Below are 14,986 nucleotides of genomic sequence, written 5' to 3' on the forward strand. Positions count from 1 at the left end.
CCACTTCAGAGACTTACCATGATCAAGACCCTAGTTGCCTGTACCGCGCTCTGCGCCGCCGCGGCGGCCCTCGCGCAACCGCAGGACGGAACGGTAGTGGCCTGGGCCGCGAAGCCCGCACATGCATGGGCCGAGCCGGCGCACCGGATGCTGATGGATGCGACGCGCGCCGGTTCGCGGATCGTCGCGGTCGGCGAGCACGGCATCGTGCTGCTGTCCGACGACGACGGCAAGACCTGGCGGCAGGCGCGGCGTGTGCCGATCTCGGCGACGCTGTCGGCGGTGTCGTTCGCGGATGCGAAGCACGGCTGGGCCGTCGGCCAGTGGGGCGCGATTCTCGCGACCGACGACGGCGGCGACACGTGGGTCACGCAGCGGCTCGATACGTCGGTCGACCAGCCGCTGTTCTCGGTGTTGTTCACGAATGCGCAGGACGGCATTGCGGTCGGCCTGTGGTCGCTGATGTTGCAGACGCATGACGGCGGCAAGACGTGGGCGCGTACGACGCTGCCGAAACCGCCGGGCGGCGGCAAGGCCGACCGCAATCTCTATCACGTGTTTGCCGACTCCGTCCATGCGCTCTACGTCGTGTCCGAACAAGGGATGGTGCTCAAGTCGGCCGACGCCGGTGCGAACTGGACCTATCTGCCGACCGGCGGCAAAGGCACGTTGTGGTCGGGCGTCGCGATGCCGGACGGCCGGATCGTGGTCGGCGGGCTGCTCGGCAGCCTGTTCGAGAGCCGTGACGGCGGCACGACGTGGACCGCGCAGCATACCGGCACGCGCAGCTCGATCACCGATCTCGTCGCGACCGGCGGCGGGCTGACCGGCGTCGGGCTGGACGGCCTCGTGCTCACGCAGCGCGTGGCCGGCGGCCCGTTCGACGTCGTGCAGCGCGCGGATCGCGCGACGCTCACCGCCGCACTGATCGACGCGCACGGCAAGCCGGTGCTGTTTTCGCAGGACGGTGTGCTGGCCGCACCGTGAGTTGAATTCATCGAGAAATACGAGGAAGCATGGAGCACCTGAAATGAAGTGCAAGCACAAGCCGGACATGCCGGCCCGGCGTCAGATATTGCGCGTCGCGGTGGCGGGCGCCGCATCGCTCGCGGCCGGAGAAGTCTCGTTCGCGGAAGGCGCCGCGCCGGCATCCGCCGATCGCGGCGTGTTCGATGTCGTGATCGTCGGCGCCGGGCTCGCGGGGCTGACCGCCGCGCGCGACCTGAAGCGCGCCGGATGCGAATCGTTCGTCGTGGTCGAGGCGCGCGATCGCGTCGGCGGGCGAACCTACAACCACGACCTCGGCCATGGCGTGGTGTCCGAGGCCGGCGGCCAATGGATCGGCCCGGGGCAGACGGCGATTGCCGATCTCGCACGCGAACTCGGGGTCGATACGTTCCCGACGTATTACGCGGGCAAGACCGTCGTGCTTGCCGGCGACGCGCGCGTCGCCCAGGATTTCCACGGCGGCTCGGGCGGCGACGATGCGCTCGGCGCGAAGCTCGGCGCACTCGCACGCGGCGTGCCGTCGCGCGAGCCGTGGACCGCGCAGCACGCGGCGGAACTCGACAAGCTGACCTACGGCGACTGGCTGCGCAAGCAGGGCGTGACTTATGAAGACGGCTACTTTCTCGGCCTCGCGGCGAAGCTGTCGCTCGGCGGCGCGCCGGCACAGCTCGGGCTGCTGCACTACCTGTCGATGATCAACAGCGCCGATTGCGACTACGCGAAGCTCGAATCGACCAAGGGCGGCGCACAGGAAACGCGCTTCGTCGGCGGCTCGCAGGTGTTGAGCATCCGGATGGCGAGCGAACTCGGCGCATCGAAGGTGCAACTGTCCTGCCCGGTGCGCAAGATCTCGGGCTGGGATCGCGACGTGGTCGACGTGCAGACCGATCGCGGCGTGCTGCGCGCGCGGCGCGTGATCGTCGCGCTCAATCCGGCGCTGTGCCAGCAGATCGTGTTCGATCCGCCGCTGCCGGACGGCCGTGCGCAGTTGCAGCGGAACTGGCCGGCGAATGCGCCGATGCGCAAGACGGTGCACGTGTACGACCGGCCGTTCTGGCGCGACGACGGCTACAACGGACAGATCTTCGAAGTCGGCGGCCCGGTGTTCATGGCGTACGACAACTCGCCGCCGGACGGCTCGGCCGGCGTGCTCGCCGCGTTCGTCGCGCCGGGCGCGCTGCCGGCCGAACCGAAGGCCGCTGAACGGACGCTGTCGGCCATCTTTGCGCGTGCGCTCGGCGACAAGGCGCTGCATCCGACGCAGTTCCACGACTACGACTGGGGCCGCGTCGATCCGTGGACGCTGCAGTGCATCCACCCGCTGCCGCCCGGCTTCTGGACGAAATGGGGCAAGTTCCTGCGCCCGGAGGCCGGCCGGCTGATCTGGTCGGGCACCGAGACGGCCGACCTGTGGGCCGGCGCGATGGATGGCGCGGTGCGCTCGGGACACCGTGCGGCGCTGCAGGCGCTCGGCAAACTGGCCGGCCGCGGCAAGGAGGCCTGAGTGAAACGAACCTGGATGATTGGCGCCGCGCTGGGGCTGGTGTTGGCGGGCGGGGTGGCGGCAGGCGTGCTGTACGGGCCGGATCTCGTCGACGGCATGCATTACCAGAAAGCGATGGCCGCGATCGGCGAAGCCGACAAGGCCAACGGCGGCGCATGGCCGCAGCCGCAGGAGACGTGCTTCTTCTGCCACGGCGCGCACGGGCAGTCGCAGAACGCGTGGTATCCGTCGTTGTCCGGCCAGCCGGCCCCGTATATCGCCGCGCAACTGCGCGCGTTCGCCACGGACCGGCGCCGCAACGCGTACATGGGGCCGCTTTCGCGCGAACTCGACGACGCGAAGATCGCCGCGCTGGCGACCTATTTCGCGCGACAGGCGCCGGCGCGCAACGAGGCCGTACCGGCCGACGCGGCGCTCGACAAGCGGGGAATGGCGCTCGTGGAGGCACGAAGCTGCCGCGCGTGTCACGGCGCGGCGCTGACGGGCAAAGACCCGGCGCCGCGCCTCGCCGGCCAGGGGCAGCTATACCTGGAGACGCAACTGGCGGCGTTCCGCTCGGGCGAGCGGCACGATCCGACCGGTGCGATGAACGCGTTGGCCGCGACGTTGTCGGGCGACGACACGCGTGCCGTTGCGCACTATCTGGCCGGCCTGTCGCCGGACGGCGCAGCGAAATGATGCGCGCAATGCGTCAGGCCCGGGAATACCCTGCCTTTTTCTTTACGCTTTACTTTGTCATAGTGACCTAAGATTGGTAATGTGTTCTACAAAAGAGCGCACCGGATACGAAGCAGCAGTACCCGACTGTGAACCGAACCGGTTCTCGACAATTCACGTTTCAGGAGACAACCATGGCTAAGCACCCCGTCGTCGTTTATGGCGCAAGCGGTTACACCGGCATGTTGATCATGGACTGGCTGATCGACCAGAACATCCCGTTCACGGCGGTCGCGCGCAACGCGGGCCGCGCGAAGGAAATGATGGCGCAGCGCGTCGTGCGCCTCGAATCGGCGCAATACGAAATCATCGAAGCGGAGCACGACGTCGATGCGCTCGTGAAGGCGTTCAGCGGTGCGAAGGTGGTGTGCAACACGGTCGGGCCGTTCTCCAGCTTCGGGCTCGTCGGCGTCGAGGCCGCGCTGAAGGCCGGCTGTCACCACCTCGATACGACCGGCGAACAGTCGTATATCCGCGCAGTGCGCGACCAGTTCGGCGAGCAGTACCGCCAGGCCGGCCTGCTGGTGTCGTCGTCGAACGCGTACATGTACACGTTCGCCGAGATCGCCGCCGAGCTCGCGCTCGAAACGCCGGGCATCGACGCGCTGGAGACGGCCACGCTGACGCGCGGCCCGCGCAACGCGGCCGGCGTGAGCATCGGCTCGACCGCGACGATCTTCGACGGCGCGCGCCACGAGTCCTGCTACCTGTGGGAGAAGGCGCTCGTGCCGCACGCCGCGGACGCATCGTTCACCGTCGCGACGCCCGAGCTGATGCAGCCGGTGTTCTGCCTGCCGTGGGGCGGCACGTCGCTGCCGGTCTACTTCGAGCACGATTCGCGCGTGCGCAGCTGCATCTCGTGCGTGGGCTTTTACGACAACAACGTGATGAAGCTGGTGCACCAGTTCGGGCAGAAGTGGGAAGCCGAATACAAGCACCTGCCGCGCGAGCAGCAGGACGAAGTGCTGAAGCAGGTCGTCGCATCGACCACGCCGACGATGCCGCCGCGCGAGCGCACGACGATCCAGCGCAGCGTCGATTTCGCGATCGGCCGCGGCCAGCTCGCGTCGGTGCGTGCGACCGTGCACGGCGTCACGCCGTACATCTCGACGGGCGCGATTCACGCGGCCGGCGTGCTCAAGCTGCTCGACGGCGATATCGCGCGCACGGGCTTCGCGTCGGGCTCGAAGGCATTCGGCCATCGCTACCTGCTCGGCTTCCTCGAACAGCGCGGGCTCGCGCGCGCCACGGTCACGCAACTGTGACGGCCGCCGCCGCACCGGACCAGACCCAACGGAACTTGTGACATGGCCATTATCGATTTCTACGACCGCGGGTGGCGCCTCAATCCCGACGGCATCGCCTACATCCAGGGCGATCGCAACTACACGTTCCAGGAGATCGGCGAGCTGTCGTGCCGCATCGCCAACGGCTTGCTCGCCGCCGGCTTCGCGAAGGAGGCGAAGGCGGCGGTGTGGGCCGACAACGACGTGATCGGCTGGAGCTGCGCGCTCGGGATGTGGCGCGCCGGGCTCGCGTACATCCCGGTGAACGGCCGCAACGCGGTGGCCGAGAACCAGTACGTGCTCGATGCGTTCGACTGCGAAGTGCTGTTTTTCCATCAGGCGTTCGCGGCCGCGATCGACGCGCTGCGGCCGAGCCTGCCGAAGATCCGGCTGTGGGTGTGCCTCGACGCCGACCTGCCGTGGGCGCCGTCGCTGGCTTCATGGAGCGAGCGCCAGCCGGCGACGCCGCCGGTCGTCGATTACGCGATGGACGACGTCGTCGCGCTGTCGGCCACCGGCGGCACGACGGGCGCGCCGAAGGGCGTGATGAACACGCACCGTTCGCTGCAGACGTACTTCGCGCAATTCATGATCGCGATGACGTACGACGGTGCGCGTCCGGTGAATCTGGCTGCTGCGCCGATGACGCACACGGCCGGCATGCTGTCGCTGCCGTGCACCGCGCGCGGCGGCACGGTGGTCGTGCTGCCGAAGCCCGACCCCGCGTTGCTGCTCGGCGCGATCGTCAAGCACCGCGTGACCGAGTTCTTCCTGCCGCCGACCGTGATCTACCGGTTGCTCGACATCCCCGGCATCGAGCAGGTCGATTTTTCGTCGCTGCGCTACTTCCTGTACGGCGCCGCGCCGATGTCGGTCGAGAAGCTCAAGCGCGCGATCGACGTGTTCGGCCCGGTGATGACGGGCGGCTACGGGCAGACCGAGGCGCCCGCGTCGATCTCGTACCTGACGCCGGCCGAGCATTTCGTCGACGGCAAGCTGGCATCCGACACGCGGCTCGCGTCGGTCGGCCGCCCGAACCCGCTGGTGCGCGTCGAGATCGTCGGCGAGCGCGGCGACGTGTTGAAGCAGGGCGAGACCGGCGAGATCTGCGTACGCGGCGATCTCGTGATGAAGGGCTACTACCGCGCGCCGGACAAGACGGCCGAGACGATCGTCGACGGCTGGCTGCACACCGGCGACATCGGCCATCTCGATCGCGACGGCTATCTGCACATCACCGACCGCAAGAAGGACATGATCATCAGCGGCGGCTTCAACGTCTATCCGAGCGAAGTCGAGCAGGTAATCTGGGCGCATTCGGCCGTGCAGGACTGCGCGGTGATCGGCGTGCCCGACGACAAATGGGGCGAGGCCGTGAAGGCGGTCGTCGAGCTGAATGCCGGGCAGCAGGTGAGCGCGGAAGAGCTCGTCGCGCTGTGCAAGGAGAAGCTCGGCTCGGTGAAGGCGCCCAAGAGCGTGGACTTCGTCGCCGCGCTGCCGCGCAGCACGGCCGGCAAGGTGCTGAAGAAGGACCTGCGCGAACAGTACTGGCAAGGCCAGCAACGCAGGATCTGAGCCTGCTTCATATGGATTCCATACGATGAGCAACATCTACATCGCCGGTATCGCGATGACCGTGTTCGGCCGGCATCTCGACCGCAGCCTCGACGATCTGGCGAGGGAGGCGCTGCAGCGCGCATTGCGGGACGCCGGTTGCCATGCCGATGCGATCCGCGCCGCGTTCTACGCGGGCATCACCAACGGCCCGCTGCAAGGGCAGTTGTCGATTCCCGGCCAGGTCGTGTTCAGCAAGATCGGCCTCGAAGGCATTCCGGTGTTCAACGTCGAGAATGCGTGCGCGTCCGGCAGTACGGCCGTGCACCTCGCCGTGCGGCAGTTGCAGTCGGGCGCGTGCGACGTCGCGCTGGCGCTCGGCGCGGAAAAGATGAACGTCGCGGACAAGGCCAAATCGTTCGCGCTGTTCGAGGCCGGCTGGGACGTGTCGCGCGTCGACGAGAATTTCGCGACGCTCGCGCGGCTCGGCGAAGGGATCGAGCCGCCGCCCGGCTCGGAATCCGAGCGCCCGTACAGCCGCTTCATGAAGATCTACGCGGCGATGTGCCGGCACCACATGCACACGTACGGCACGACGCAGCGGCAGATCGCGGCCGTGTCGGCGAAGAACCACGGGCATTCGGTGCACAACCCGTATTCGCAGTTCCGCCAGCCGTTCACGATCGACGAGGTGCTGGCGGCCGCGCCGATCACGTACCCGATCACGCTGCCGATGTGCGCGCCGCTGTCGGATGGCGCGGCGGCCGCGATCCTCTGCACGGAGGAAGGGCTGGAGCGCATCGGCGCCGATCGCAGCCGCTGCATCCGGATCGCCGCGAGCGTGATCCGCAGCTTCACGCGGCGGCGCATCGACGAGCCGCACAAGCACATCGGCCGGCTCGCCGCGTTGCAGGCGTACGAGCAGGCCGGCATGGGGCCGGAGGACATGGACGTGGCCGAAGTGCACGACGCGTCGGCGATGGGCGAAATCATCCAGGCCGAGAACCTGGGCTTCGTGCCGCTCGGCGAAGGCGGTCCGGCCGCCGAGCGCGGCGAGTTCACGCTCGGCGGGCGCATCCCGATCAACACGTCGGGCGGCCTCGAATCGAAGGGCCATCCGCTCGGCGCGACCGGCATCGGGCAGTTGTACGAGCTGGTCACGCAGTTGCGCGGCGAGGCGGGCGCACGGCAGGTGGACGGCGCGCGTCATGCGATCCAGGAAAACGGCGGCGGCTTGCAGGGCGTCGAAGAGGCTGCGCTGGCGATTCACATTCTCAGCAGGGACTGACGGAGGCCGATATGGGCAACGCACACGGCGCAATGGCGCTCGGGCAAGGAGCGCAGGCAGGGCAGACGACGCGACAGGCGTCGGGCGGGGTCGGCGCGGCGGCGTCGATGCAGGCGGTGGGCGCCGAAGCGGCCGGGCCGCTCGCGCGCTGGGGCGAGGAACTCCGTGCCGACGCCGCGCTGCAGAAGTATCGTCCCGTCGGCGGCTGGATCGAGCCGCCCGAGCGTGCGCAGCCCGAGCTCGAAGGCGACGTGCAGGCGGACGCGATCGTCGTCGGCGCGGGCTTCGCCGGCCTGTCCACCGCGCTGGAACTGGCCGCGCGCGGCGCGAGCGTCGTCGTGCTCGAACGCGACTTCGCGGGCTTCGGCGCGAGCGGGCGCAACGCCGGTTATCTCGCGGGCGGCCAGGGGCTCGAATACGAGCTGTTTCTCAAGCGGGTCGGCCACGAACAGGCAAAGCGGATCGTCGGCTTCTACGACGAAGGCGTCGCGTACGTCGAATGCAAGCTCGCCGAGTACGCGATCGATTGCGACTACCGTGCGTCGGGCATCATTCGCGCGGGCGTGCATCCGTCGCAGGAAAAGCGCCTGCGCGAGAGCATGGCCACCGGGATCGAACTCGGCTCGCCCGCGCAGTTTCTCGATGGCGCGGCGATGCGCGAACGCGGCATTCCGCCGGCCTTTCTGTTCGGCGCGTACGTGCCCGGCGGCGGCACGCTCGATCCGGGCAAGTACGTGACGGGCTTGCGGCGCGCGGCGCTCGCGGCCGGCGTGAAACTTTACGAGCACACCGCGCTGCTCGATTTCGACGCGGGCGAGACGGTGCGCGTGCGCACCGCACGCGGCAGCGCGAGCGCGCCGGTGCTGGTGCTCGCGACCAATGCGTACACGCCGCAACTCGGCCTGCTCGGCGACAAGGTGATGCCGCTGCGCGTGTCGGCCCTCGAAACCGAGCCGCTGTCCGACGCGCAGCTCGCGGCGCTGGGCTGGCCGAACCGCGAGGGCATCGTGACCTCGCACCTGACGATGGAAAGCCATCGCCTGACCGCACGCAACACGCTGCTGCTGACGACCAAGCGGCTGCATTACGTGTACGGCTCGCAGACGCCGAACGTGCCGGACGGCGACACGTATCGTGCGCTCCTGAAGACGCTGCACGCGCGCTTTCCGCAACTCGGCAACGTGCCGGTGCGCGCATGCTGGAGCGGCTACATCTCGTTCGCGGGCGATGCGTTGCCGGTGGTCGGCGCGGCAGGTGCGCACGGCAACGTGTTCTACACGGCCGGGTGTTCGGGGCATGGCGTCGGCACGCAATCGCTGATCGGGCGCGTGCTGGCCGAGCGGATTCACGACGGACGATCGCCGCTGCTCGACGCGCTGACGCACAAGACGCCGTCGGTGCCGCCGGAGCCGCTGCGATGGTGTACGGTCAACGGGATGCTCGGCGTCGCGAACCTGCTCGACGAACGCGTGAACCGCAAGGTGCGGCACATGTAGCCGCGGGCGATCGTCGCGACGCGGGAACGTGCATTCGGCCGAACCGCCCGGCAGAAGGGGCGGCTCGATGGAAAATGAGGCGCGCATCGGGTATAGTCGTTGGCGCTCCGTAAGGTGCGGAGCGCCCATTCGACGAAGCCGAAACGCCATCTTCACGACGAACACGATGACAGTGTCCAACGAGCAACGCAGCAGCCGAAAGCGGCGCACTTCGACTCCCGCCGCAACGGCGAGCAACACCGACGGTTTGCGGGCGCAGGGCCTGCGTACGCGCAACACGATCATTCGCGTCGCACGCAAGCTGCTGCTCGACGGCGGCCCGCTGGAATTCTCGCAGCGCGCGGTCGCCGCGGCCGCCGGGATCAGCGTCAGCAATCTGCAGTACTACTTTCCGACCCGCATCGCCGTGTTGCGGGCCGTCATCGAGCCGGTCGTCATCGTCACCTATCTCGACGACTTGAAGCGCGCGCTCAGCGATGCGTCGCCGCGCGACGTGTTCGAAGAGATCATGCAGCGCTCGATCTCGGATGCGAAGAATGCCAAGTACAACGCATTGTTCCGGCATTTTCTGTCGTTCGCGGCCGCCGATTCCGAATGCTTCAAGCTTTACGACGAGTGGTACACGGCACTGACGCGCGACCTCGCGCAACTGCTGCGCGCGGTCAATCCGGCGTTCAGCGCGGCCGACAGCCGGCATGCGGCGACGATGCTGATCGCGCTGGCCGACGGCCTCGCGATGCAGTACGGCACCGGGCGGCAGACGCAGGCGCTCGATGCGTATTTCATCGCGACGTCGCGCGCGATCGCCTACGGCACGCTGATGGCGCCCGCGGGTAAATAGCGGCGCGATCCGCCGCGGCGGCCACGCGAACAGAGACAGGGGAATACCCTGTCTTTTTTTTGCTTCCTGTGTTTGTCATGATGACCTATGTTTGGTATGTATTACTAGATGTGGGATGGCCGGGCGCGTCCGCTGCCGGGCCGACATGATTCGAGTCCAGGAGGAGAACGGAGATGATTCGTCTGAACAAGTCCGCGGCGCTGCCCGTGGTCGGCATGACCGGCTTCGAGACGCCGCTGAGTGAAGAGGAAAACGCAATCCAGCACACGGTTCACCGCTTCGCGCGCGACGTGCTGCGGCCGATCGGCCGCGAGCTCGACCGGATGACGCCGGAGGACGTGATCGCCCCCGGCTCGCCGTACTGGGCCGCGATCGTCGAGAGCGCGAAGCTCGGGCTCGATCCGCAACTGATCGCGCAGTTTCCGCCGGACACGGCCGTGCGCATCGAGTCGCTGATCGGCGAGGAGCTCGGCTGGGGCGATTCGGGCCTCGCCGTGTCGATCGGCGCGGCCACGATGCCGCTGATGATGGCGCATTCGGTCGGCAACCCGGAACTGGTCGAGATGTGTGCAGGCAAGGTCGGCTGCTGGATGAACACGCAGCCCGATCGCGGGTCGGACGCGGCGATCCTGTATCGGCCGGAACTCGCCGCGAACGGCAAGCAGCCGGTCGGCAACGTGACCGCGAAGGTCGGCGCGGACGAGATCGTGATCAACGGGCAAAGCTCCGCATGGATCTCGAACGGCTCGGTCGCGCAGGTCGCGCTCGCGTACATGGCGGCCGACTACGGCGACGGCTTCTACGGCGAAGGCGAGCGCAGCGCGTTCACGAACGGCATCGCGATGATCCTGCCGCTCGATCTGCCCGGCGTGTCGCGCGGCAAGCCGCTCGACAAGATCGGCCAGCGTTCGCTGCCGCAGGGCGAGATCTATTTCGACAACGTGAAGGTGCCGAAGCGCTTCGCGGTCGCGCTGAAGGACGACTATCTCGGCAACCTCGCGTCGACGTGGTCGTATGCGGGCACGCACATGTGCCAGGTGTTCGTCGGCGTGGCGCGGGCCGCGTTCGAACTGGCGCTCGCGTATTGCCACGAGCGCAAGCAGGGCGGCGCGCTGCTGATGGATCACCAGATGACGCACCTGCGCATCGGCGAAATGCTGCGCCGGCTCGAGATGGCGCGTGCGATCGCACGCCGCAGCCTCGCGTTTTCGCGGATGTCGCCGCAGAGCCATCCGTATGCGACCGCGCAGGCGAAGGTGAGCGTGACCGAGGAAGCGATGAAGATCACGCACGAGGCGTTCCAGCTGTTCGGCGGCAACGGCACCACGCGCGAATTCCCGATCGAGAAGCTGTTCCGCGACGTGCGCTCGGCGCTGATCGAGGACGGCGAGAATTACGTCCTCGCGTCGCGCCTCGGCGTGCTGGCCGGCGAGCTTTATCGGAATGGGTGGACGCGGGAGTAAGCGAACGCGGCCGCGCCGCGAGACTCGAGACGCGCGTCGTTGCCGGGTGAGCCGCCGTTGCTTCCTTTTGTAAAGAAGCTACGACGGCGCGATCGAACGGCGCGTGCCCCTTCACCGGGCACGCGCCGTTACGTTCAAATGCGACCCAGCAGCACCAGTATCACGACAATGACGACGATCAGCCCGACCGAGCCCGATGGCCAGTAGCCCCAGCTTCGGCTGTGCGGCCACGCCGGAAATGCCCCGATGAGCAGCAGAATCAGAACGATGATAAGGATCGTACCGAGCATCGCATCCCTCCTGGATTTATTCGACACGGTCTGCGCTGGCGCAATTCGCGTGCCGCGACGCGGGTGCCGGTGAAAGCGCATTGTTTGAATTCGTGTAATTCATGCGATGAATACTGACTGATTCAGAAAATAAATTTCAAAAATGCAGGCCCGGTCGCTATGCTGGACCTTCGGTTTCCCTCAGGCGGGCAGGCAATGGCTGAACTCTTTCTGGTACGGCACGGGCAGGCGTCGTTCGGCACGGACGACTACGACCGGCTTTCCGCGGCCGGCGACCAGCAGGGCGTCTGGCTCGGCGAATACTTCGCGCGGCAGGGCCTGACGTTCGACCGCGTGATCTGCGGCACGATGAACCGCCATGCGCAGACGGTCGCCGCGATCCTGCGCGGAATGGGGCGCGAAGGCGTCGCGGTCGACCGCCATCCGGGCCTGAACGAATACGATTTCCATGGGCTGTTCGCGGCAGCCGCCAGCGATTACCCGGAGATCGCGCGGCTCGCGGCCGGCTCGATGAAGGAACATTTCCGCGCGCTCCGGCAGGTGCTGCAGCTGTGGACCGAGGACAAGCTCGGCGATGCGGCCCCCGAAACCTGGGCCAATTTCCAGCAGCGCGTGGCCGACGCCCGCGCCGCGATCCGCCATGGTGGCGGCCAGCGCGTGCTGGCGGTGAGCTCCGGCGGCCCGATCGCGGTCACCGTGCAGCAGGTGCTCGCGGCGCCGCCGTCGAGCGCGATCGCGCTGAACCTGCAGATCCGCAACAGCAGTCTTTCGCAGTTTTTCTTCAACGCCGACGCGTTCCACCTCGCGTCGTTCAACGGCATCCCGCATCTGGAGGATCCCGAACGACACGCGCTGCGAACCTACGGCTGACCCACGAACGATCGCGACGATGACGAACCCTTCCCAGCCACTCGACGTAGCCCGCCTCACGCGCTATCTGGAAACGCACGTGCCGGGCTTCGAAGGCCCGGTCGACATGGAGAAGTTTGCCGGCGGCCAGTCGAATCCGACTTTCCTGCTGAATGCGAAGAGCGGCCGCTACGTGCTGCGCCGCCAGCCGCCGGGCGAACTGCTGAAATCCGCGCACGCGGTCGACCGCGAATTCCGCGTGCTGAGCGCGCTGTCGGGCACCGCGGTGCCGGTCGCGCATCCGTATCACCTCTGCGAAGACCGCGACGTGATCGGCAGCCTGTTCTACGTGATGAGTTTCGAGGATGGCCGGATCTTCTGGGATCCCGCGCTGCCGGAGCTGCCGAAGGCCGAGCGCGCGACGTGCTACGACGCGCTGCTGCAGACGATGGCCGCGCTGCACGACGTCGATGTCGACGCGGTGGGCCTCGCCGGCTACGGTCGCCCCGGCAACTACTTCGAACGCCAGATCGGTGTGTGGACGAAGCAGTATCGCGCGGCCGAAACCGGGCGTCTCGACGCGATGGAGACGCTGATCGACTGGTTGCCGAAAGCATGCCCCGAGGACACGGGCCGGCCGGCGCTGGTGCACGGCGATTTCCGGATCGACAACCTGATGTTCGCGCGCGACGGTTTTCGCGTGCAGGCCGTGCTCGACTGGGAACTGTCGACGCTCGGCAACCCGCTCGCCGATCTCGCGTATTTCTGCATGTGCCTGCGGCTGCCGTCCGGCGGGCAGGTGCGCGGGCTCGCGGGCCAGGATCGTGCCGAACTCGGTATTCCCGACGAAGCGGCGATCGTCGCGCGCTACTGCGAACTGCGCGGGATCGAGCCGATCCGCGACTGGCATTTCTACCTCGCATTCAGTTTCTTCCGGCTCGCGGCGATCGCGCAGGGCGTGAAGGCGCGCGCGCTGCAGGGCAACGCATCGAGCGAGCAGGCGCTGCGCGTCGGCGAAATGGCCGGCCGGCTGGCCGAGCTGGCCGTCGGCGTGATCGACGCGCATCGCTGACATCGCCGCGAAGCGCCACGATCGCCGCGCGGCGACACGACAACTCAATCAATGGAGGAGCACAGCAACATGGCAACGAATCTGTTCGACCTGACGGGCAAGATCGCACTGGTGACGGGCGCGAGCCGCGGCATCGGCGAGGAAATCGCGAAGCTGCTCGCGGAGCAGGGCGCGCACGTGATCGTGTCGAGCCGCAAGCTCGACGACTGCCAGGCCGTGGCCGACGCGATCGTCGCGGCGGGCGGCCGCGCCGAGGCGCTGGCGTGCCACGTCGGGCGCCTGGAGGACATCGCCGCGACGTTCGAGCATATCCGCGGCAAGCACGGCCGACTAGACATCCTCGTGAACAACGCCGCCGCGAACCCGTATTTCGGGCACATCCTCGATACCGATCTCGCCGCGTACGAGAAGACCGTCGACGTGAACATCCGCGGCTACTTCTTCATGTCGGTCGAGGCCGGCAAGCTGATGAGGACGCACGGCGGCGGTGCGATCGTCAACACGGCGTCGGTGAATGCGTTGCAACCGGGCGACCGGCAAGGCATCTACTCGATCACGAAGGCGGCCGTCGTCAACATGACGAAGGCGTTCGCGAAGGAGTGCGGGCCGCTCGGCATCCGTGTGAATGCGCTGCTGCCGGGGCTCACGAAGACGAAGTTCGCGGGCGCGCTGTTCGCTGACAAGGACATCTACGAGACGTGGAAGGCGAAGATCCCGCTGCGCCGCCACGCGGAGCCGCGCGAAATGGCCGGCACCGTGCTGTATCTCGTGTCGGACGCGGCGAGCTACACGAACGGCGAATGCATCGTCGTCGACGGCGGCCTGACGATCTGAGCGCGCGATGAAACTCGACAGCTACGCCGGCCAGGCCGTGATGATCACCGGCGCCGCGAGCGGCTTCGGCGCGCTGCTCGCGAGCGAACTCGCCGCGATGGGCGCGCGGCTCGCGCTCGGCGACCTGAACGGCGACGCGCTCGAACGCGTGGCCGCGCCGCTGCGCGCGGCCGGCGCCGACGTGATCGCGCAGCGCTGCGACGTGCGCGTCGAAACGGACGTCGCTGCGCTGGTGCATGAAGCCGTCGCGCGCTTCGGGCGGCTCGACGTCGGCATCAACAATGCGGGCATCGCCCCGCCGATGAAGGCGCTGATCGACACCGACGAAGCCGATCTCGACCTGAGCTTCGCGGTGAACGCGAAAGGCGTGTTCTTCGGGATGAAACACCAGATCCGCCAGATGCTCGCGCAGCGCGAAGGCGTGATCCTGAACGTCGCGTCGATGGCCGGGCTCGGCGGCGCGCCGAAGCTGGCCGCGTATGCGGCGTCGAAGCATGCGGTGGTCGGGCTCACGAAGACGGCCGCGCTCGAATACGCGCGCCACGGCATTCGCGTGAACGCGGTGTGCCCGTTCTACAGCACGACGCCGATGGTCACCGACAGCGAGATCGGCGACCGCCAGGATTTTCTGGCGCAGGGCTCGCCGATGAAGCGGCTCGGCCGCCCCGACGAAATCGTCGCGACGATGCTGATGCTGTGCGCGAAGGACAACACCTATCTGACCGGGCAGGCCGTCGCCGTCGACGGCGGCGTCTCGGCCTTCTGAACCGAACGAACGGAAACA

14 protein-coding genes are annotated in these 14,986 nt (G+C 67.7%); 13 read left to right on the plus strand and 1 reads right to left on the minus strand.

Features of this window, described 5'->3' with window-relative positions:
* Nucleotides 1-18 precede the first annotated feature (18 nt).
* The 9 genes from HWX03_RS20730 to HWX03_RS20770 all read left to right on the plus strand — a co-directional run bounded on the left by HWX03_RS20730 (nt 19) and on the right by HWX03_RS20770 (nt 11,157).
* The gene (locus HWX03_RS20730; RefSeq protein WP_175872496.1) at nt 19-987 is read left to right on the plus strand and encodes a YCF48-related protein; all 969 of its coding nucleotides are present in this window, start codon (nt 19-21) and stop codon (nt 985-987) included.
* A 43-nt stretch (nt 988-1,030) separates the two neighbouring features.
* A complete protein-coding gene (locus HWX03_RS20735; protein ID WP_175872497.1) occupies nt 1,031-2,512 on the plus strand; it encodes an FAD-dependent oxidoreductase in 1,482 nt (493 codons plus the stop codon).
* Nucleotides 2,513-3,190, plus strand: coding sequence for a c-type cytochrome (locus HWX03_RS20740; protein WP_175872498.1), 678 nt, complete (start codon nt 2,513-2,515; stop codon nt 3,188-3,190).
* A gap of 173 nt (nt 3,191-3,363) precedes the next feature.
* Nucleotides 3,364-4,494, plus strand: coding sequence for a DUF5938 domain-containing protein (locus tag HWX03_RS20745; protein WP_175872499.1), 1,131 nt, complete (start codon nt 3,364-3,366; stop codon nt 4,492-4,494).
* Between the two features lie 42 nt (nt 4,495-4,536).
* Nucleotides 4,537-6,090, plus strand: coding sequence for an AMP-binding protein (locus tag HWX03_RS20750; RefSeq protein WP_175872500.1), 1,554 nt, complete (start codon nt 4,537-4,539; stop codon nt 6,088-6,090).
* A 25-nt stretch (nt 6,091-6,115) separates the two neighbouring features.
* Nucleotides 6,116-7,357 (plus strand): thiolase family protein, encoded by a 1,242-nt coding sequence (locus HWX03_RS20755; protein ID WP_175872501.1) that lies wholly within the window; start codon nt 6,116-6,118, stop codon nt 7,355-7,357.
* Nucleotides 7,358-7,368: 11 nt separating this feature from the next.
* Entirely contained in the window at nt 7,369-8,853 is a 1,485-nt protein-coding gene (locus HWX03_RS20760) for an FAD-dependent oxidoreductase (protein WP_175872502.1), read from the plus strand.
* Between the two features lie 166 nt (nt 8,854-9,019).
* A complete protein-coding gene (locus tag HWX03_RS20765) occupies nt 9,020-9,694 on the plus strand; it encodes a TetR/AcrR family transcriptional regulator (protein WP_244132706.1) in 675 nt (224 codons plus the stop codon).
* Between the two features lie 173 nt (nt 9,695-9,867).
* The gene (locus tag HWX03_RS20770; RefSeq protein WP_175822834.1) at nt 9,868-11,157 is read left to right on the plus strand and encodes an acyl-CoA dehydrogenase family protein; all 1,290 of its coding nucleotides are present in this window, start codon (nt 9,868-9,870) and stop codon (nt 11,155-11,157) included.
* Nucleotides 11,158-11,291: 134 nt separating this feature from the next.
* On the opposite strand, the gene HWX03_RS20775 is transcribed toward HWX03_RS20770, so the two are convergent.
* Complete coding sequence (locus HWX03_RS20775) at nt 11,292-11,447, minus strand: DUF3309 family protein (protein WP_011881216.1); 156 nt, start codon at nt 11,445-11,447, stop codon at nt 11,292-11,294.
* 195 nt (nt 11,448-11,642) lie between these two features.
* On the opposite strand from HWX03_RS20775, the gene HWX03_RS20780 reads away from it, so the two are divergent.
* From HWX03_RS20780 to HWX03_RS20795, 4 genes are all read left to right on the plus strand, one after another.
* Entirely contained in the window at nt 11,643-12,317 is a 675-nt protein-coding gene (locus tag HWX03_RS20780) for a histidine phosphatase family protein (RefSeq protein WP_175872504.1), read from the plus strand.
* Nucleotides 12,318-12,336: 19 nt separating this feature from the next.
* Nucleotides 12,337-13,368: a phosphotransferase gene (locus tag HWX03_RS20785; protein WP_175872505.1), complete on the plus strand. Its 1,032-nt coding sequence runs from the start codon at nt 12,337-12,339 to the stop codon at nt 13,366-13,368.
* Nucleotides 13,369-13,437: 69 nt separating this feature from the next.
* Nucleotides 13,438-14,202 (plus strand): SDR family oxidoreductase, encoded by a 765-nt coding sequence (locus tag HWX03_RS20790; RefSeq protein WP_175872506.1) that lies wholly within the window; start codon nt 13,438-13,440, stop codon nt 14,200-14,202.
* Between the two features lie 7 nt (nt 14,203-14,209).
* Complete coding sequence (locus HWX03_RS20795) at nt 14,210-14,968, plus strand: glucose 1-dehydrogenase (protein WP_174385537.1); 759 nt, start codon at nt 14,210-14,212, stop codon at nt 14,966-14,968.
* The last annotated feature ends 18 nt before the right edge of the window (nt 14,969-14,986 follow it).

Source organism: Burkholderia sp. BCC0397, assembly GCF_902832865.1.
Classification (GTDB): Bacteria; Pseudomonadota; Gammaproteobacteria; order Burkholderiales; family Burkholderiaceae; genus Burkholderia.

Coding starts and splice junctions, on each gene's coding strand:
- HWX03_RS20790 (WP_175872506.1), top strand. CDS start 13,438: ATGGCAACGAATCTGTTCGACCTGACGGGCAAGATCGCACTGGTGACG.
- HWX03_RS20780 (WP_175872504.1), top strand. CDS start 11,643: ATGGCTGAACTCTTTCTGGTACGGCACGGGCAGGCGTCGTTCGGCACG.
- HWX03_RS20755 (WP_175872501.1), top strand. CDS start 6,116: ATGAGCAACATCTACATCGCCGGTATCGCGATGACCGTGTTCGGCCGG.
- HWX03_RS20770 (WP_175822834.1), top strand. CDS start 9,868: ATGATTCGTCTGAACAAGTCCGCGGCGCTGCCCGTGGTCGGCATGACC.
- HWX03_RS20765 (WP_244132706.1), top strand. CDS start 9,020: ATGACAGTGTCCAACGAGCAACGCAGCAGCCGAAAGCGGCGCACTTCG.
- HWX03_RS20730 (WP_175872496.1), top strand. CDS start 19: ATGATCAAGACCCTAGTTGCCTGTACCGCGCTCTGCGCCGCCGCGGCG.
- HWX03_RS20750 (WP_175872500.1), top strand. CDS start 4,537: ATGGCCATTATCGATTTCTACGACCGCGGGTGGCGCCTCAATCCCGAC.
- HWX03_RS20745 (WP_175872499.1), top strand. CDS start 3,364: ATGGCTAAGCACCCCGTCGTCGTTTATGGCGCAAGCGGTTACACCGGC.
- HWX03_RS20795 (WP_174385537.1), top strand. CDS start 14,210: ATGAAACTCGACAGCTACGCCGGCCAGGCCGTGATGATCACCGGCGCC.
- HWX03_RS20735 (WP_175872497.1), top strand. CDS start 1,031: ATGAAGTGCAAGCACAAGCCGGACATGCCGGCCCGGCGTCAGATATTG.
- HWX03_RS20760 (WP_175872502.1), top strand. CDS start 7,369: ATGGGCAACGCACACGGCGCAATGGCGCTCGGGCAAGGAGCGCAGGCA.
- HWX03_RS20775 (WP_011881216.1), bottom strand. CDS start 11,447: ATGCTCGGTACGATCCTTATCATCGTTCTGATTCTGCTGCTCATCGGG.
- HWX03_RS20785 (WP_175872505.1), top strand. CDS start 12,337: ATGACGAACCCTTCCCAGCCACTCGACGTAGCCCGCCTCACGCGCTAT.